Origin of the sequence: Flavisolibacter tropicus (genome assembly GCF_001644645.1) — a bacterium.
Lineage (GTDB): Bacteria > Bacteroidota > Bacteroidia > Chitinophagales > Chitinophagaceae > Flavisolibacter > Flavisolibacter tropicus.
Genome location: NZ_CP011390.1, coordinates 2142394 through 2163542, shown reverse-complemented (window position 1 = coordinate 2163542; position 21149 = coordinate 2142394). Strand labels below are relative to the sequence as shown.

Genomic DNA, 21149 nt, shown 5'->3' with positions numbered 1-21149 from the left:
CTTGAAAAGATTGGTTAATTTGGCTTAGCCATTTTTTCAGACTTTAGTATCCTCTACGTTTTCATTTGGATTCTCCTTCTACTGGGTGGGCACCGGCAGACAGCACGGCTGGCGATTCAATTGGATTAGGTGCCATGTACGATTCCCAATCATTAACAGCGGGCTTGATAGAGCGGTAAGGGTCTGACGAAACATCACTGTCTGCGATGGGCGTTTCTGTGATTTCTTTAATCGTGCCCTTATACGCGTTAGAACGGTCTTCTTTCACATTCCAAAGCCGTGGACTCCCATCACGCAAAACTTCTGAAACGCTTGACGCTGCCGCTTTTAAATACTGTTCTTTGATAATGGTATCAATCTTTACAATGATTTTCATAGCCACCAGCTGAAAACCTTCATTGTTAGGATGTATTTCGTCATACCATTGGTCTACTCCATCCGCCTCGTTATACTGAACAATATTGCGTACATCTATGTAAAATACATTCTCATCAAATGTTGCTGTTGTTGCTTTCAACTGTTCATTGAAAGTGTCCATGATCAACCGGATAATGGCTTTCCGATCTTCTGGGCGGCTGATACCTTTTTCAATCATGTATCGTCCTAGCCAGCCTTTATTGCTATCATTTAATTTTATCGGATAGTCATAGCCGTGAACTAAAACATACAGTTTCGGATAATGCGTTTTAATGTGATTGAACATGGTGCGGTAAATTTCCATCAGGCTGTTCAGCTCCGCAAACAGGCTGTCTTTTAAAAACCGTCGCGGGTTCTTTCCTGCCGGTTCGTTTTGATCGGGATGATCTACCAGGTAGGATCTGAATTGAGAACCTAGAATATCATTACCGCCGCCACTCAACAGGAAGAAGGCAGGTTGCTCTCTTTCAAGTGCCTGTAAAAAGTACTCACCACGTTTCCACCGGGCGCTCATATAATTGCGTAAGGTGTCTCCGGCTGCAGCTACACAATATACAGGATACAACCGTGATATATGATCAATAACATCTACTACCAATGGATGCTGAAACCAAGAGTCCCCTTCAGAAACAATACGCACTTTTTCAGGGAACTGGCGTCGCATTTCTGCGTAGTGCCGGTTACGACGGTTACGTGCCCACCAATTGGCCAGATCAAGGATTTTATCTTGTATGAAACCTTTTTCCTCAGCTTCCTGTTGGAATACAGGCTTAAGCGTGTATACGGGCTGAAGCGTATCGCCCACCGAGGCATCAAAATACAAGCCCAAGGCAAAATCAGCCAGGGCCGGATCATTCAGCATGGCCGTAATGTCTGCTATAGGCAATTTGTTGTAGACCGGGTTGTTGAAGCGTAAGGTTACCAGCTCGCTTGTCCATCCGCGTTTCACCTGCTTGTTGGTGCCATCCAGTACAAAACCACCTCTTGCTACCTCTTCTCCACGTGTGTACTCGCGTGGAAGCGGGGGCGCCGGTAATTCTTCCAGCTCCAGCAGCTGCAGGTCTATTTCTTCCGTACTGTAAATAAACTTAAGGAACTCCGTTTGTTCCTTCCAGCTATAAAGGCGCACTTGCTCCTGTAGGCGATTGGTAAGCGCTCCTCCAGTCAAAGGAATATCCACACTGCTCTTCGCCGCCAGCATGTACACTTTGGGGTTCAGCAGGCCGAGCATGGAACCAAACCACACAGTGAGATAAGCTACACTGCAGTACAGGGGAACATCCAGGTTGTTAATAAGGCGAATACTTAAATGAGTTTGCCAGTACTCCTCTTCGAAACCATAGTCCATGGTCACTTCTTTTTGACTGATATCTAGCTTTACAGGCTTATCATCTTTTATTTGATACAATTCCACACTGAGTGCATCTGACTTAAGCTGGCTACTGGCCACCTGATTGGTCAGGTTTCGTATGTACTCCCATTGCGACAGGTGAATGAGTTGGTTTGCAATGGTATCAATGGCAGATGGAGTGCTGATGTAAATTGGCTGAGTCAATGGCCGGTACACATCTTCTGGCTTAGTGATATAATAACTGCCATTACGGGCCCTGACGGTATAACTTGCCTGGCTTTCTTGGCTCTCCAGCAGTATAAATCCTTTGGCTTTCTCCATAATGGCATCAGTTAGCAGCAGTTGATCTGCTACAGGCCCATCCACGTTTTCCAGGTGCACCTTCACCTGTTGCGACAATAGACCTTCCACATACGCCAGGTACACTTTATCAACATCCAAGTCTATTTCCGGCGTTAACTCTGCGTAGTCAGTTTTTACCAGATCAACAGTGGCTTTACAAAGGGGGGCATGCGTGTCTGGATCCAGGAGCTGTATATTTTTATTCTTCTTTCCTATGCCATGTACACTGCCCAAGTTAAGTAGCCAGCCTTCCCGTTCATTAAAGGTAACTTCACCAAATGTGGTCTTGCCTTCTATTGCCTTATTCAGGAATGTGGTATACAGTAATTCATCGCCGGTGCCTACCGCATAGATGCGTGGCTTTTGTTCAAAATTGCTACGTAGGTATTGTCGCACCCGGCTACGGAGTGATTGATAGGTTACTTGCCCATTTGTAGCGTCCAACACCTTCAATAAGGCTTTAGTGAATACGCCTTCGCCACCAACCTCCATGGCCGATTCATTTGATTCACAGGCAGAAAGTTGAACATGGTGGCCTTCCGGAGTACTCTTTGAAGCTTCCAGCTGCTGCATTTGCGCTGCAGTAATGTCCTCGCTGAAAATGAAATCATCCCATCTCCGCTCCCGGAAAGTATACGGCACTCGCCTTTCAAGCGCACTGGAAAATGCAGCGGCATTGATAGCGCCATTGCGGGTGATATCTCCGGAGTGACAGCAGTCGAAAATGGTTACAATATGCGGTTTGTTCTGGTATACTTCGTGGATAAGATGGCGCAGCTCTTTGTCAGCCAGCAGAAATTTATCCTGGGTGGCTTCATCAAAATAACAGGCCAGGCACTCCAGCGTTCCATCAGATTCTGAGCGCCACAAGCGGTTGGCTTTTTCCCGCGTGCCATGACCCGAATAATAGAACAGGGCCACATCTTCCTGTTTCGCCTTGCCCAGGTGCCTTTTAAAATATTGTACAACTTGTTCTTTGGAGGCCGCGGCGTCCGTAAGCACTTCTACATGAAGATTATAGGAGGTGTCGTTTTGTAAATAGGTTTTGACTTTTTCAACATCGTTTTTACAGCCGCGTAAGGCAGGAAAAGTTACCGCCTCTTCTAAAATTATATCCCCCCTGTATTGGTCAATGCCTACCAGCAGGGCATACAAGTTTTTCTTTCGGGGAGCTGCTCCCATGGCTTCTTCTGAAAGTGTTCGTTCCAGTTCCTGGTAAGGAGCATTTTCTTGGGTAGCAGGCATCGGCGCCGGCAGTAAGGCATCCAGCTCCGCTTCTATTGTAATGGTTGGAGTAAGAGCTGCACTTTCATCGCTTAGGGCAGCACGGGTTAGTTCGGGCTGAAATTGTGTTGTCTGAACACCTTGTATCACTTTTTTCCATTCAAACGCAGGCCCTATATCCCATTTGCCATCTTTGCGGTAGTTGATATGCGATACAATTCCCTTGAAGCTTAATACATCGGGTGTTGTTGTGTAACGTTTTGGCTCCTCAAGGAACTGTCGTGGAATATTATAGGTGGCCGTTAGATAACGGAGCAAAATGATCAGGCTCTGGTACTGGGCTTCTGTATACGTGGCATAATAGCGTTGATTGCGAAACGCTTCTTGTAGTTTTTGATAAGCACCAATTTCAGTGAGCGAACAGTAGATGTCAGGGAGCCCTATGGTGCCATCATTGTTCCGCTGCCTGGAGTAATAGGTCTCTAGTTTTCCCTCTCTTTCTGTTAGAAAGCCATAGTTAGAAAGTTCAATACCGATAGTTCGCTTGTCCTGCGCATTCCCTGTACCTTCATTCCCTAAGCCTTTTCCTATATGCCCCGACCAGAACTTAGAAGAGAATAATTGGTAAATAGTTCCATCACGGGCAATAATAAAGGGAACTGATACGTGGCGTTGATGGCCTGTTAATGCGCCAAGGTCAGAACGTATCTGACCGGCAGTAAAGTGTAACACGATCTGGTCTTTGGGATGGACCACATCATAATAATAACCAGATCTGTTTTTGGGTGCACAAAACAGACCTTCTAGCTGGAGTGCTTCCCCCGGCACCGGAAGGCTGATCTTGCGTAATGTGTATTCCCCATTGTTTCCTGTGCGGCGAACGGAATCTTCTACAGCTGGCAAAGAATTAAAACGCATGTTAGTATGGTTTAGGTTAAGAATGAATAGGACGGGTCGGAGGGATCAGCTTCATAGCGTAGCGGCAACAGGTATCAGGCTGCTGCTGAAGGATAAAGCCTTATGCCATCTTTCCACAGTTCCGGAACATGGGATTGCAGCTTGTTTTCCGATAAAAGCAGGACTCGGGCTTGATCAAATGCCTGCTCAAAATTTTGTCCATCGCTTAATGCCTTGTAGAACTTTTCGGAAAGAATTATGGCTGCGGGGTCTGTTATGGGCGCATTCATGCCTATCACATAAACACCTTGCTCCGCAATGGCTTTCGCCTGGCTAGCTGAATAACACGCATTCAGTATAACACCTTGCACATAAGTATTTATACCTTTGAACAACTCCTTGATTACATCTTCAGTAACCTCCTTATGTTGATTGGTGTCTGTTGAAAATAGAAGGCTGTTTCCTGTAGCATGGCCTGAGAAATGAATGATTGATGGCTTATGTAAAAACTTTCCTCGTAGGAAAGCTTCAACCGTAACGGCTAAAACTGGTGGTAGTAATTCCAGTTGCTCCCTGTTCTGTCCGGAAGCAATAGCTGCTTTGATCTTATCATACTCATAGCCAGTTTGCAGTGGGGCAACATTTGTCGGTGAAGATGCCAGAAATAAGATGGTTTTTTGACTACTTCCAGGCTTAACGTTTAACTTTTTTAATAGCCTTGTTAAAATTTCTGGGCTTTCTCTTTCTAGGAAGGAAGTCAATGCTTCCCACTCATTTGCCATACCAACATCGAAAGCCTCTTTAGTAATTGTGCGTTTAAAAAAATTATTGACTAGCGAGTTGTACTGCATCAGTTTAAGCCGGTAATTATTATTGTTGGTTACAGCAATAAGGTCCCGCAGATTTTCATCTAGTGAACGACCGTAAAAAATATCGAGGATGCTGATTAATGGGTTCATCATAAATATTTTAAAAATCCAGTTCGTATTTGTCTTTGAGGTCTCCGATTGACACTTTGTTTTCAGAATGTCTTAGCAGTTCGTTCTTATACCATTTATAAGCGTTGTCAAAGTTGAAAAGGTCAATGAGGGTATCGTTGTTTCTAAAAACACACAAGTAATTATCTAAGAAGTAAAAAATACTACTTCCATCGTGGCTAAAGCCAAACAAGTCGTTGGCCGTCAGCTTAAAGGCTGCCTTTAAGATCATGTTTTGATCCAGTAATAAGAGTCGATTGTCGTTGGTTAGCGCTAGGATAGCATCTTTCTTGCTGTTATATTCAAAGCTTTTAAAGCCTTTATTTTCAACAAAGTAGTTGATAGTGTTTCCATTGGCATTTCGTCTATAAATAGTATCGGGGATATTGTCTGTCAGTGTATTAGATAAAGAGCTGTTGTATGTAATGAGAAGATTTCGTTCTAGGTTAAAAGCAACCAAGTGACCTAGGACCAACAAGCTTTTCGATGGATTTTTTAAATTAGTGATGTAAATAGAATCTTTGCTATAAGTCGGTGTAAACGCATACTTCTCATCCCAAGTAACATCTGAGCTTATGTTTCTACCGGCTCTGTTATAAGCGATTTCAATATTGCTACTTATTATAAACGGTATATCAGGTGCAGCTTTCTTTAAATCACCGTTATATCTCCGCAGGAAGGCTGTGCCTTCTTGATTTCGAATATAAAATATAGACCGGTTAATAGAAAAGTCCGCATAAGAGATATTTTGTATACTGTCATATCCGCATTTGTTATCATTTCGGGGTCCTTTCCCGTTTTCATTATAGATATAAATGGCACGCTGAGGTTTATTAATAAATTCGCCAACCATCAGCAGTTTCCCATCTTTTGACATACTTATTGACATATCAGAATGCAGTATGACAGTTTCGCTATTTGGTGATATGATCGCTACCTTCCTTATAAACTCATTTTTAGCATTCCTTTCTAAAAACGGAACAAGTAAATTGCCTGCATAAGTATACCGCACCCTGTATGAGTCAAACTCATTGTACAGATGACTATTTATAAATTCTGCTGGGTATAAATACCGGCCAGTTCCAAGTGGTAATATCTTGACTAAGTTTTTTTGTTTGCAGTCATATATGATTAAGGTATCCTCTCTACGAGAGGGAGTTATATTAATCCATTTGTAATTGGGCGATGTTATTGCCAGTGCGAGTCTATCAGTGTTGTTTAAAAAGTAAGAATAGCCTACTCGGCTAAAAGTGGTATCCAGGCGACTTTTCGTTCCAACCACTTTGTAATTGACCTGCATTGAGTCTAAGTTTGTATTGTCATTCTTATAAATAATAAAGTTTCCGGAGGAAGAAATAGCAAACTCTTCATATTTCAGATTGGTTGTAGCCAAAGTGTCGTTAAAGTAGCTCAACTTGCTTTGCACCTCAGGTGTAGTAAACAACTTCTTAAGCTTTATTCTGATTTTCTCTTTTTCACTTTCAGAATACCATCTCCTTCTATAGATATAATCAGTAAGAGCTAACGCATCATCTTTATTTTGTATTGAGTCTACTGCATAACCCACATATAATAGGCCGTAATTTTTTTTGCTCTGATAGGTTATTACCGCAAGCGACAAGATGATGAAGCTAGAAATAAGTATGGTAGTGATATTTCGCTTAGTTAATCCTTTTATGCTTTGTCGCTGTGCTTCTTGCGCCATCTTCCTAATTGTGCCCCGGAAAGCTTCTTTCAGAATGAGCCGCTTATCAGAAGTTTCTGTACCGGTACCAACATTGATGCTGGTTAGCAGTTGGTTGTCCCTAACGGCCTGGTAAAGAGATTCGTTTTCCAGCTTCAGATCTTCTAATTTGTTCCCGGCCGCTAGTTGAAAGAGATGTTCCGACACCTGTTTTTTTGTCTCAGATTGTTTATAGCGGTTTAATTCATGCTGAGCAAATTTTGACAGTTTAGTTTTTAAGTCACCTAGGTCTTTGCCAGCCATTATAATTGAGTTAATAAGTGAATCGTGAGAGAGCTCGTAGCTTTTTCCACCTACGGAGTTTAGCTCAGCCCTGATGATCTTACTATCCATCAAATGCACTAAAGTTTTAGGGCTGATGCCAATCTGATGGATAAGTGAAAAGTCTAGTGATACTCGGTTTTTTGTAAAAGAATCTACCAACTTATTCTCAATCAGGTAGCGGGCTGCTAGTTGCTCGGCTTCATCATTAATACTTTCAATGCAGTCTTTATAATAGCTTTTAATGAGCCCCTCAAAAAGGAGGTCGGTACTTTGAACGTTTTCACTTTCAATGATTAGCTGCTCCGTGAGTAAAATCTCATTTATTCCTTTATTATTCCCTATATGCTTTAAAACGATTTCTTCCAGTTTACTGCAAATGATTTGCATCTCAAAGACTTCAATAACTTTTAGGTCTTCATTTGTTTTCTCCAAGAAAGCAATGATCTTATCAAGTAACCCGTCCTCGTAGTTGATTTTGGGTGTGGCAAAGCCATTTATGAGCGCACCAGGCTTTACTATAGCTGATTTTACCTGCTGTTGATTCAGGCGTTTCACTTTATGGGTATTATTCAAAAAGTCTGGCAGGTAGCTATTCAAATAGGTTAACCGGTTGAATCTATCTGACCGTATGGAAAAAACGAGCTTAACTGGGATAGATTGATTCAGAAGGGCAAATTCAGTTTTGTGTGCTTCAAGAGTTGATGTTGACGTAGATATCTCCTCGACTCCTATATCTTCTATGAAATTTTGAATAGCTTCCTGAGCGCCCTGGGGGATGCGGTTTGTATATATATTGAAAAGCTCCTCACCCAGCTCCTGTACCATCTCTTTTGGGTAAGTAAACAATTCTTCAAATTGATCAAAAAGCAAAATGTATGTGGGGTTAGTAGCAATAGCCGGCAAAGGTGTTTTAAACAAGGTATCGGCCTGTGCTGGTTTAGCGCTGAAGTTCTGCAGGTTTTTTAAATAACGCCAGGCTGATTCTTGGGAAGGAGGTAGTAATTCCTGCAAGTAATCTTCTTCTGATGCCTGGTGAAGCTGCAATACTTTCAGAAGAGTTTCTTTGGGAGATAAAGATGTATTTTTTTCATAATTATAAAATCGAATTCGAATAATCTCACAGTTGTATTTTTCCAGTATACATGGAATGGCGCCTGCATTTATTAAAGAAGACTTTCCATAACCTGACTTTCCATGGATAATCGTAGTCCTGTTATTCATGATCAGAGTAGAAAGAAACTTTATTTCTTCCTCTCGCCCAAAATAGACATCTCTGTCTTCGTACATAAATGGCCGAGGGCCTGGATATCTTCTTTTATTAGCAGTTTCGTTTGTCATTATTCAATTGGTCCTGTAAACTGTGTTATAATATCATGAAGGGCATCTATGATCTCTGTTAGCCTGACTTCATAACTTTCTCTTGTAATTTTTCCTTGGAGCTTCAACGACCGCACTTGGTAGTATTCCATACTTTGGCCCTTAAAGTCTTTTTTATAAAGCCCGGTATAATTTATTTGTTTGTATAGCTGGAAAAAGTCTTTAAGCGCACTTTCTTTATCGGTGTGAATACTGGCTTCTGCCCATTCTTTGAAAATTTGGATGTGCGTTCCATTTAGGATTATAGCGCTGGCTTGCCCCGTGTTTAGACTCTCTTTCTCGCGTTTAATAGAAATAAACTGATGTAGGTGGGAAATCAACTCAATGCTTCCCAAAATCTTGAATTCTGAAAAAAATAATGGGTACTTGCTCAGGCTTTCTTCAAATCCTTCCCGTGGAGGAGCGGTGGAATCGTCTAAACATACAAAACCATCAATTGGAGTCTTACGTTGATTGGCTAAGATAAACTGATTCAACTTTCTGATGATGATAGGTATATACCACTTGCTCAAATCAAAGCCTAAAAGCAGGAAAGAAGAGGCTTGCTTTAATGTCTCTCTAAGCTGCAACGGAATTTGCGTTTCAGCTTTAATAATGCTCATCAAGAATTCGTATAAAGAATCATAATCGACTATTAATGCATTCAGATCATTCATGTCGCCAAACACATTAAAAATGACTGGCTTTTCAGAAATACCTTGGGATTCATCTTCTGCCACCACAAGTTGTCTTCCATTAAAGGCATAGAAGTCATACGCATTTTTAGTTGCATTGGCTTTACTTAAAAGCAAGTCAGAGGTAAAGGAGATAATGCCACTAAAGCCTATGTCAAGCAACTTGTCATAGATTTCATTACGTGCGATGTTTTTGTAGAAGTTGGTAATAACAGACTTGATGCGGGCATTATTCAGACCATCCGATTTTCTAAGTATGTAGAGGTTATCAAATTCGCTATCTAGGCTAAACTTGTAGCGGTCAGATGTTAAGAGATCCTTTAACTTACTGTGTATCTTATTTCCGTCTGCATCTATTCCAAATAAAGGTCCTAATAGTAACACGCAGGAACCATTTTCTACAAAAGTTTTTAGAGTTTCAAAATTGTCAATATCCTCACTTGGGATTAAGGTAGATGATGGTTCCTCAGTATTTAATGGTTTAACAAGTTCTGCTCCGTTGGGCATTCAATCAGTTTTGGTTATACAAAATAGTAAATCAATACAGCCTCTTTATCAGCATGGGCTGCTTTTACGATCAGGTTTTCAGACATGAAGACTCCATGTTAGGTAGGATTGTAAGCCGAATATTGGCTATCAGTTTTTCAAAAGGTAGATTGCTAAGACAGGCTGCAATTAATATGTGTAATTTGGGATAACTATAGAAAGAATCATATTGAATTTTTTTCTTTCAGAATGCTAGCCAGTTAGTTTAGCATGAAGATATTATTTATAGCGTTTAAGTGCAATAGCTAACTCTCATAAATGATAATTAAGCAATTAATGCAGAGCTTTACTTATATAACAAATTATAAATTTCTGGTAAATGAAAAATTCAAGAAAGTCGTAATAAGAAAAGCAGTGAATTAATAAACCGAAATATGCATCTCGCCAAAATGCAAAATTTCAATAATTCCCGGACCCAACAGTTCAGAGTTGACAGTTAAAACACTGATAGGCTAGGTCCGGGAGCAAACCCGATAGGTTTGTTTTCTACTAACCGTTTATAGTGGCTAGCGCCTAAATTGAAAGAGCATTGCTATTTTGAAAACAGTTAACCATATTGTAAAGGGCAGACAGTAAAAAAGCCATATACAAAAATCCGATACTTAATAGGAAGGATATAGGGTAGTAAGCTACTTTAGTGAAAAACTGCTTCAATATCCTCTTGATTTTATAAAAAGTCGCGGTGCTCATTTTTTAGCTTGGGGTTTTGTGTGAGGTAAAAAATTCTTTTGAGATTTTTCTTCTTTTTTTCAGTTTCAGCTGCGGGATAATCTCATCGTGTAGTTGTTGGCGCAGTTGAATTTTGTCTCCTAAGCGAGAAAAGCGTAGTCTTCCCTTCAAGTTGGGGTAGCGCTCTTCTAATTGGCTCCTAATAGCTTGGTCAGGGCGATCCAGCTCTAGTACTACTTTGTACTTTCCGCGGGTGAGAAGAAAGTCAGCCTCTTCAGCAGCGTTTTTTTGCTCACAGGCTATTGTTGGACTACAGTAAAGCAATTGGGCGATGCCTTTATTGGAGAGTCCATAATACTCGGGCGCTTTTCGGTCGTAGGAATAACATTGCTTGGCACCATCCTTCTTATTAGGTGCGGTGTTAAGCCTGCGAAGGCGAGCGATCTCGTAAGCGAACTTGACTCCATAAATTTTAGCGCAAATCAAAGCACCACTGATAAATGGTCTGAAATCGGTTATATGATTATAATGGAAGACTACACTTTTACGGCTGGTAAAGCCATAAGACTTTCTAATAGTTTCAAAGCTGCGGATGAAATAAATGTTGGTTGTAGGGTTAAAACCAATCCAATTTAGCCTTAATAATGTTCTAAGGTGTTTGGTTAAGGTTCTTTTGTCCTCAAAACCAGGAAGGGTTCTTAATAGCTGGAAAATGGGATCAGTAGATTTTACTTTTCCGGAGGAGTGGCACTTTAAATAGATGTACAGCAGGCAAGGCTTATACAGCTGATGTTTGGCTGTATACTCTAGTAATTCAATGGGAATCAATAGTTTATAGCTGGAAACCTTGCTTAGCATACACTATTTATTAAGGTTAATAATGGATGCTAAACTTTTAAGATCTTCTAGGAAGTGGTTCGACTTTTGTCCGGTCACCTCCACGCTTTAAAGGTTCGCAGTAATGCGGGCCTTTTTTGTTTGTAATAGCCAATAAGGGAATTGTAACGTCAACCGTGAAATGAGATAGCGTTGACAAGAGGTTTGCGTGCAATACCGGCCATGGTACTTGGCAGACAATTGAAATTCAACTTAACTTCACTGTCTGCCCAAAACTGACGAATCCCGAACTTCCGGTAAAGCCGCCAAGGCCTCAATGTTCTTTTCCGATTACTATTCTGTGCGGTGTCTTCTAGTTGAATAAATACCAAACCAAAATGGAGTGTATGTCACAATACAATTTGGTTTATCTAAGATCGCCGGTTGAAATGCAGCTTTCTAAAAATAATAAAAGCAGCATGCGGAAGCCCTCCCTTCATAAAAAATACCAGGTATTAACAATTTTCATTTTATTGATAGGGCAAACCAGCTTTTCGCAAAACGATTCAGCACAGCAAATGTCGGTCTATGACTCTACAAAACTCAGTTTCGACTCGACAACCAATAAACTCTATGACAACATTAAACGATTTGGAGATAGTGCCCGAAGAAAAAACCTCCTTGAATACCGGCAGGATACAATAGCTACAAAGCAGGATAGAACTATAGAATTGATAAAAATCTTAACCCTGGAAGTACAGAATTATATTGAGAATGGCCTTGATACATCTGGGCTGACTAAAGAAGTAAACCAGATTGCGCATTGGTATGAAGTTACAGGTGAAGGTGTTTTCACCAATACAAGTGCCCTGCAAACGCATTACAACCTGGAAACAACTTATAAGATATTGAGAGAGTTGCTAATCCGGATAACGGCAAGAAAATCATTATTAGATAAGTACTATAAGAACTTAGTTGATTTCAGAAACAGAATCGATTCCCTTTACAACGATGATATATTGTACCGGTTTCCTTCTGATACCACAGATTTGAAGCGTTACGTAGAAAGACTGACCGTAGTTTCACAAGAGATCAAACCGATTGACAGTGCACTAAAAAAAATATTGATTAATGTGGCGGAATTGCAGCCCCCGATAAACCTATTGGCGAACAAACTAAGCTCCAGCATAGAGCAGGTTGAGATCTTTCAAAAATCGCTTTCCTCTTCAAGGTTTAACCAGGAATCGACAAACTTGTGGGACACGGCTAGGTATGCTCGTTCCTTTAATGAGATCATTCGTTTTTCCTGGCGCAAAACAGCGCTGTCATTTGTTTTTTATGTGAGTAATGAAGCCGGAAAGATCTTCCTGTTATTGTTACTTATTATTGTGTTCACGGCTTTGTTGTTGAATTTGAGGCGAAATATGCTAAACCTGGATCTGCTGGATAAAAACAACCCTGACCAAGCAGTTTTGAAATACCCGTTTTTGTCGGCCTTATTTATTGTGTTGAATGTGTTCCAGTTTGTCTTCATCGACCCGCCTTTCATTTTTGCTGGGCTGATATGGGTGCTCTCCGCGGTATCGCTGAGTGTTATACTCAAAAACGTGGCTGCAAGGTATTGGTGGGCTGCCTGGCTGATATTGTTTATTCTTTTTCTTTTTGCCTGTTTTGATAATCTTATTTTACAGGCATCAAGACCTGAAAGGTGGGGGATGGTGGGACTGTCAATTGCTGGCATACTGTCCGCCGCTATAATAATAAAAGGCAGAAATAGAACTGAGCTGACGGCGAAATTTTTCAGTTATTTAATTGGCTTTTTGGTGATTATGCAAGTTGCATCAATTCTTACCAATGTCTATGGTCGTTACAATCTTTCTAAAACCTTTTTGACAGCAGGCTTTTTTAGTGTGGTACTTGCTGTATTATTTTTCTGGACATTGCGATTTATTGGTCAGACTCTTACCCTGTCCACGCGGATATATAGCAAATCTGATAGGAGATTATTTAATGCCAATTTAGAATTTTCGGGAAATAATGCACCGGTTGTCTTTAAGGTACTCCTTTTTGCAGGATGGTTTATTTTATTTTCCCGAAATTTCTATGCCTACAAATTTATTTCTGAGCCGGTAATAAATTTTATCATTCAAAAAAGGACGTTTGGTGATAATGCGATTTCTTTTACTATCGGGGATATACTCGAGTTTTTCCTGATCCTCTATATTTCAGGACTGGTTTCTAGGTTGATTTCATTTCTTGGCTCAAACCAACAAATTGTGCAAGGCAGTGCCGGCCGAAAAGGTGGAATTGCCAACTGGTTACTGATCATACGCATTTCCATTATAACTATCGGCCTCCTAGCAGCTTTTGCTGCTCTTGGTATACCAATGGACAGGCTTACCGTCATCTTAAGTGCATTAAGCGTTGGTGTTGGCTTCGGTCTACAAAACCTGGTCAACAACTTAGTAAGCGGTCTCATTATTTCATTTGAAAAGCCAGTTAGTGTTGGCGACATCGTAGAGGTAGGCGGACAAACAGGAACAGTAAAATCAATAGGATTCCGGAGTTGTATTATCACCACACCTGGAGGGTCCAATATGGTGATACCTAACGGGGAATTGTTAGACCAGCATTTTGTCAATTGGACTCACGATAACCCCTCCAGAACCGTTGATATAGATGTGGGTGTTCCATATGGTACCAACCTTGAGCAAGCAATCAAAATATTAAAAGGGTTACCTGAAAAGGATGAAAGAATCCTTCAGGACCCACCGCCCAGTGTAATTATCACACAATTCAACCATGGATCCATTGATATGCAGTTATCTTTTTGGGTAAAAGACATAACAGATGTGGATGAAATAAAAACGGATATTATGTTGGCAATAGATTTGGCGTTCAAGGAGCATTCCATTAAGATTCCCAATTACCCGCCGGAATTGCCTGCCGTTCCTTTTTCAAAAGGAGAGATTCACAATAAAAACGGAAGCGCATAAACCAGTAAGGCATTGTTGGGTCAACACAGCCCTTAGCATTATGATGGCCCTAATGAATATTATCTTGGTGTCCGAGGTGCATAGAACTGGATTAGAGCTCAGCCATTAGTATTAAGCATCTTTAATTGATACTAATTTTCTCAGCATTCCTAATAATTAGTTCAGCTTCAGTTCTGTATTCTCTACAAATAATAAAATTCTTTTTTAAGGTCTGCAGCATGGGGGCTTTTTTTTATTGGGATACTACTGACTAATTCCTTATTAGGATATAAGTAATGTATAGTTAGCACATCTGCTATTTTTTGTGGCGAAAAACAAGCGGGTTCTACATTGGCCTTTCAGGTTAGAGCCTTGCTTGACAATATTTATAAACTCTGGCAAACCACGCTTTTACTTAATTGCATTGATGCTGAAATTGTCAAAACTTGTAGCGGCATACTTTCTTGTTTTACTACTTTCCTTAATTAATGTAAATGGACAATTTGGAGCTTGAGTTTCATTAGTTTTTATCATCTCATGACTTGTTGTAAAGAGTATAATAAGGTTTTGAATGTGAAAGTGAACTAGCAACCGATTGTAAAGGCAATGTAGTTTGAAAATAGTAGCTGTAGAGCAATATCTGTAACTCTATGAAGCGATAATAGTATTCAAAGAGGCATTGAATAATAAATGCAAGACGCCAATAATTATAGAAGAGCAACAAGTGAAAATGTATTTTATCTATACTGCTTGTTACTCTTTTTTTTATCTACTTTGCTACTTCCTTTTATCTCCTATTGCCAAACAGATACAACTAAACATGATACCGCAGGGTTTCATCAACAGGATTTAAAGGACTGGTTGGCCAGGCGCAAATCAAAACCTGCCAAACCTGCAAAGGGTAATTTCTTACTAGTCATTCCTTATATTTCCTCAAACCCTACAGCTGGGTTTATGATAGGTGGCGGATTGACCTATACCTTTAAAACAAAAAAAACAGATGAACACGTTTCTCTAATTAGCAGTAATGTTTCATATTCAACTAATAAGCTAGTGAATGTGAATATGAAGTCCAATGTGTTTATGCTCAATGAAAAATTAGTTTTAAATGGCGATTGGCGGTTTCTGGTAAATAGTGAATCAACTTTTGGTCTCGGTACAGTAGGACCTAATACTTCAAGTATAGATATAAATGGCACGCCTACTTCTACTGATAGTATGGAGCAACCGCTAAAGTATCATCAGTTGCGGTTTTATGAAGTTGGTTCCTGGCGGTTGATCTCTAATTTTTTCGCTGGTATAGGTTTTCAATACGATCGTTATTATAATATTCAGGATGATGTATTGGAAAAGGGAGATACTGCAACATCGCAGCACTACCAATATAGTCTTCGGCATGACTTTAACCCAAAAGAATATACGGTGTCTGGCTTTAGTCTCAATTTTTTGTATGATAGCCGGGATAATCAAGTGAATGCTTATAAGGGGCTATATGCCAATATTAATTACAGGATCAACTTAGAGAGTATGGGTAGTACTCATAATAGTACCATGCTTTTAACGGAGTATCGTGGCTTTTTTGCGTTGGATGCACCTCGGTACAGACATATACTGGGATTCTGGCTGTATGGTAAGTTTACGCCTAGCGGAAATGCACCTTATCTGGCTTTGCCTGCATTAGGTTATGATCAGCAACAGCGCACCGGAAGAGGGTATCGCTATGGCCGTTTTCGTGGTGAAGATATGTTGTATGGCGAGTCGGAATATCGGTTCCCTATTTCTCCTAATACAGGAATTTTAGGAGGTGTTGTATTTTTTAACGCTACTACTACTAGCGATAGAGCCAACAATGTTCAACTGTTGGATAAGTGGAGAGCAGGATATGGTGGTGGTTTGCGTGTCATGCTTGACAAAGCATCACGTACACGACTGTCTGTAGAGGCAGGTTTGTCGCCTGGATCATTTGGTTTTTATTTGGCAGCTTTGGAGACTTTTTAGAAATGAGCAGGTACTTTCAATATACTGTAAATGGTAAATATTTGAGTTCTATTAGGTAAATAGCTCGTCTCTCAAGTAGATATATTTTGTTAAAAATGTTTCCAAAGATTGATTGAAAATAAAGGTGAACTGCTCTTTCACTCGGCTCTTCTAATTTCTCCATTGCAGAGCGTAATGATTTCATATTCACACTATTTTATTGTTGTTTAACAAAGGGGCATAACTTTTGGAAATTGCTTCAACAGTTATGTTGACACCCAGCCAGCTTCAGAAGTTTATTGATACCCTTTCGGTATTTGTTCTCTCTTTGGATAAAGAGGGGCATATCCGTAATGTTAGCAATTCTTCAATTGAATTATTAGGTTATAACAGTGAAGAATTGGTAGGGACATCTGTGTTGGATTTGGTGGCGTTAGAAGATCGCGAAAAAACAAAACAATATATCTGCCAGTTAGCTTCAGGCTTTTCTGTTAAAGAGATTGTCAATCAGGTTTATAAAAAAGATGGAACGATTATTCCGCTGTCATGGTCAGGGCGTTGGAATAGTAATGACCAACTAGCATTTGTAGCACTAAGGGATATTACGGAACAACAACATTTAAGGGACTTAAAGGATAAGTACGAAGAAGAATTGCGGCTACGCAATCTTGAAATGTTTGAAATGTTGGAGCGTGTCAAGGACGGTTTTTTTGCGTTAGACCGGGAATGGCGCTTTATATATGGAAACTCTCAGTTGGAAGCGCTGCTCCATATAAACCGGGAAGATTATTTCTACCGCAATTATTGGGAATGCTTTCCTGAAATGGTGAATACGCCATACTATTACCAATATCATAAGGCCATAGATGAAAACGTGGCTGTACACTTTGAAGCTTACTTCCCTCCATTTGATAAATGGTTTTCTGTTGATGCCTATCCTTCAGTTACCGGCCTTTCCGTTTTCTTCAGAGATGTAAGCAAAAAAGTACAAGAGGAGGAGCTGCGAAAGAACTATGAACAAACAATTGAGCGACAAAACAAGCAACTAGTAAATGTATTAGAACACATGGATACAGGATTTATATCCTTGGACCCTGAACTGCATGTGCAATATTTTAATAGTAAAGCTGAGGAGATAATGGGGTGGCCGCGTGAAAAAGTACTAGGAAGAAGAATCGTCGAATGGTATTCACAAGAGTCGCAAGAGTTGTATCGTCCGCTTTATGAGGTCGTTTTGAAGAAACAAGAGCCATTGCATTGTGAGCATGTGGATCCAGAGCACGGAAGATGGCTGGAAGTAAGTATCTATCCAACAGACAATGGTATTTCCATTTTTTTCAAGGATATCGATGATAGAAAGAAAACGGAAATGAATTTGAGAAAGCTTTCCCTAGTAGCGCAGGAGACTGATAATATAGTTATTCTTATAGACAGGGCAGGGAAGATTACATGGGTGAATAATGCATTCACAAGTATTACAGGTTACACATTTGCTGAGGCTTTCGGACAAAAAGCAAACGAGCTGTTATTAGGGCCTGAGTCTGATACTGAAACAGTACATTTTATAATGAAGCAATTTAAAAGTGGAAAGGCCTTTACCGCAGAGATTGTAAACTATACAAAGTGGAAAAAGAAGTATTGGGTAGAAATGTCTAGTCAACCTTTGCTGGATAATAAAGGCCAAATAGAACATTTCTTTATGATCCAGCGAGATGTTACAGATCGTAAACGAATGGAGCAAGTGTTGGATGAAGAAAAACAAATGCGCCAGCAAAGTATTACAGCTGCTGCTATAGCGGCCCAAGAAAAAGAACGAGCGCTTGTAGGAAGAGAATTGCACGATAATGTTAATCAGGTTCTTACAACTGTAAAGCTTTACCAGGAGCTTTGCTTGAGTGGTATTGGTAATCAGGATGAATTATTGAACAAGTCAATGTCATTATTGCAAGATTCGATTGATGAGATTCGTAGTTTGTCCAAACGCCTTTCTGCTCCCTCATTGGGTAATATTCGTTTAAAAGATTCGTTGCAGGAACTGGTGGAGACTGTAACTGCTACCAATAAAATTCACATCACATTAGATGTCTCTCAAATTGAGAATTTAGAAGTGAATGAAGAGGTGCATCTGGCTCTTTATCGTATTATTCAAGAACAGTTGACAAATGTTCTAAAACATGCTGAGGCAAAAAATGTAGCTATTTCCCTTAAAATAGTTGATGAATACCTTTCGGTAAAGGTTACTGATGATGGTAAGGGATTTGATGTAAATAAAAAACGTACAGGCATTGGTATCGCCAATATGACAACGCGTGCGGAGAGCTTGAAAGGCAGGCTCGTTGTTAACAGTGCTGTTGGGCTGGGTTGTGTTCTTTTAGTTCAAATTCCATTACACGCATAAGGTAGTTATTAGTAGTTAAGTTGTAGGAGGAAGTGATACTGCTGCAGAGTCGATACTAAGCATTCTTGCCATAAAAAACAGCGATATTTTATGTAGTAAGTCAACGTCTGTAATGTAATACAAAAATACTGTGCACAAATATGTAAAAATGATTTGTGCCAATTAAACATTGGTCTTATTGTTGACCTAATCAATCAAAAATATCCTGTATGTTAAACAGGTTACCTTCTCTGGCTCTTTTGCTTAAACTTCATGATTCTATAAATGAAGTTGTATGCATCGTAGATGGAGATGGTCATTTTATCTACATTAATCAAGCCTGCTTTAAACTCTGGGGTTATCGTCCAGAAGAGTTGATTGGAAAGAAATGTTATCAATTAATGATGGAGGAAGATATGGATGCAGTAAGTGCTCTTTTTAGTAAGGAGCGAACAGGTTTAGATCCACATACATTTGAAAATCGTTATCGTCGAAAGGATGGCAGTATAGCAACAATGTCGTGGGAAGGAGGATGGGTTGCAAATGATCAATTGATGTATTGCACTGGAAGGGATATTACTGCACAAAAAAGATTGGAGCAAATCGCCAAGGATTACCAGTCGGAAATAAAGCAGGCAAAGGAAAATTTAGAGGAGCTTTTAGATCGGATAACTGACGGGTTTGTAGGATTAGATGATAACGCCCGGGTAACGTATTGGAATAAGGCGGCTGAATCTATTACACAAATTTCAAGAAAGGAGGCTTTAGGAAAGTTACTGTGGGAAATAATGCCTGAATCTGCACAACAATATTACAAGCAACATTATATTGATGTAAAGGCCAAAGCGCGACCTGTTAATTTAGAACTTTACTCTGAGCGGCTTAAGCGGTGGTTGGAAGTAAATACGTATATTTCTGGTAGCGGGCTTTCAGTCTATTTTCGTGATATCACGGGTAAGAAAAAATTACAAGAACAACTCGAGGACGAAAAAGAACAGCAGCAACAACTTATTACTGCTGCTGTGATCAAGGCCGCTGAAGATGAACGGGCGCTTGTTGGCAGGGAGTTGCATGATAATGTAAATCAGGTGTTAACTACCGTAAAGCTCTATACCGAATTATGTTTGACTGAAATGGGGAATAGAGATGAATTACTGCTCAGGTCTGCACAGCTATTGCAGAATTCTATTAATGAGATACGCGCTTTGTCCAAGCGTTTATCGGCACCCTCGTTGGGAGATATTCGATTAAAAGATTCAATCGGGGAATTGATAGATGCTATAAACGCTACTAAACGTCTGACTATATATTATGAAAACGATGTTGAGGAATTAGATGTGCCTGAAGATATTCATGTAGCCGTATATCGCATTTTGCAAGAACAGCTTACCAATATTATCAAACATGCTGACGCAACAACTGTGCATGTAAAGGTTACCATGGAAAATCATCATCTAAAAGTAACCGTGCATGATAATGGCCGTGGATTTGACTCCATGAGGCCGCAGCGTGGTGTTGGAATTGAAAATATGATCAGCCGTGCTAAAGGGTTAAATGGTGAAATAAAAATTGTAAGTGCACCAGAAAAGGGGTGTACACTTAACCTGGTGATACCCTTAATTTCTAATGGAGAAAAAGAAGTAAGTAGTCAATCGTAGAAAGCTGATTACAAACAGTAAAAGTACTGATAGCGGTCATGGCTATTTGTAAAATGAGATATTACTTTTGAAGTAGATTTTTAGTTGTCAAAAGATTAAAAGTCAGCTTGAGTGATAGTTACTTATAATAATTTGTAATAACTCATTCAAACGGGAAAGCGGGATCCAAGGTTCCGCTTTTTCTTTTATCTACACTGACGTCCATTCGGTGCTAGGATACACTTCAATTGTATTCCATTACTATTACAGTAACTATCTACTAAACCTTCCCCAAAGACTCATTGACTAATGGCTATTGACTTTCTTTCTGTGGACTGTCCTCTGTCAACCGTGAGCCAAACTCTCCTGTAAACATTAATTGAAAATCTTCAAACAGTTGCTTTTCCTGTGCTTATATTAGCTTATCAATTAGACCCTTAATCAGAAAAAGTTTGAAGACGAAAACACCATACATCTTTTTGGTGGAAGATGATGCCGATGACCGCTTTATGATGCAGCAGGCATTTATCGATGTAAACTTTGCCGACCACGTGCGAATGTTTTCTAGTAGTGAATTTTTCTTAAATCAAATCAACGCTATTACAGACGAAAATGAGCTTCCTACGCTTTTTGTTTTAGACTTTAATATGCTCATAATTAATGGTGGGGAATTACTTGTAAAACTTAAACAACAGGAGGCGCTGAAAGAAATACCTGTAGTGCTGTATTCCAAAGGGATGCGCCCCATTTTAAAAGAAACACTCATTGCTACAGGAGCTAAAGACTGTTTCGAAAAAGCCTTGGATTATAAAGATTTATGCAGGCAGGTTAAAGCCCTACGCTTCTTGGCAGAAGGAAATACTGTTGTGTATTGAAGTCAACGAA

10 protein-coding genes are annotated in these 21149 nt (G+C 39.9%); 5 read left to right on the top strand and 5 right to left on the bottom strand.

What is annotated here, in order from left to right; all coding sequences use genetic code 11:
- Positions 1-61: 61 nt before the first annotated feature.
- From SY85_RS09050 to SY85_RS09030, 5 genes are all read right to left on the bottom strand, one after another.
- Positions 62-4252, bottom strand: coding sequence for a caspase family protein (locus SY85_RS09050; protein WP_066403753.1), 4191 nt, complete (start codon positions 4250-4252; stop codon positions 62-64).
- 74 nt (positions 4253-4326) lie between these two features.
- A complete protein-coding gene (locus tag SY85_RS09045; RefSeq protein ID WP_082886347.1) occupies positions 4327-5193 on the bottom strand; it encodes a CHAT domain-containing protein in 867 nt (288 codons plus the stop codon).
- Between the two features lie 7 nt (positions 5194-5200).
- Entirely contained in the window at positions 5201-8554 is a 3354-nt protein-coding gene (locus SY85_RS09040; protein ID WP_066403749.1) for an nSTAND1 domain-containing NTPase, read from the bottom strand.
- Positions 8554-9774: an SIR2 family protein gene (locus SY85_RS09035; RefSeq protein ID WP_066403744.1), complete on the bottom strand. Its 1221-nt coding sequence runs from the start codon at positions 9772-9774 to the stop codon at positions 8554-8556. Before SY85_RS09035 ends, SY85_RS09040 begins: the two co-directional genes overlap by 1 nt.
- Before the next feature lie 732 nt (positions 9775-10506).
- Entirely contained in the window at positions 10507-11340 is an 834-nt protein-coding gene (locus SY85_RS09030; RefSeq protein WP_066403743.1) for a hypothetical protein, read from the bottom strand.
- Between the two features lie 365 nt (positions 11341-11705).
- Here SY85_RS09030 and SY85_RS09025 point away from each other — a divergent pair, with 365 nt between their 5' ends.
- From SY85_RS09025 to SY85_RS09005, 5 genes are all read left to right on the top strand, one after another.
- Positions 11706-14294: a mechanosensitive ion channel domain-containing protein gene (locus SY85_RS09025; protein ID WP_066403742.1), complete on the top strand. Its 2589-nt coding sequence runs from the start codon at positions 11706-11708 to the stop codon at positions 14292-14294.
- A gap of 669 nt (positions 14295-14963) precedes the next feature.
- Entirely contained in the window at positions 14964-16271 is a 1308-nt protein-coding gene (locus tag SY85_RS09020; RefSeq protein ID WP_082886345.1) for a BamA/TamA family outer membrane protein, read from the top strand.
- 247 nt (positions 16272-16518) lie between these two features.
- Entirely contained in the window at positions 16519-18648 is a 2130-nt protein-coding gene (locus SY85_RS09015; RefSeq protein ID WP_066403741.1) for a PAS domain-containing sensor histidine kinase, read from the top strand.
- A 209-nt stretch (positions 18649-18857) separates the two neighbouring features.
- Positions 18858-20285: a PAS domain-containing sensor histidine kinase gene (locus SY85_RS09010; RefSeq protein ID WP_066403739.1), complete on the top strand. Its 1428-nt coding sequence runs from the start codon at positions 18858-18860 to the stop codon at positions 20283-20285.
- 431 nt (positions 20286-20716) lie between these two features.
- Positions 20717-21139 carry a response regulator gene (locus SY85_RS09005; protein WP_071890965.1) on the top strand — a complete coding sequence of 141 codons (423 nt, stop codon included), beginning with the start codon at positions 20717-20719 and terminating at the stop codon, positions 21137-21139.
- Positions 21140-21149: the final 10 nt, after the last annotated feature.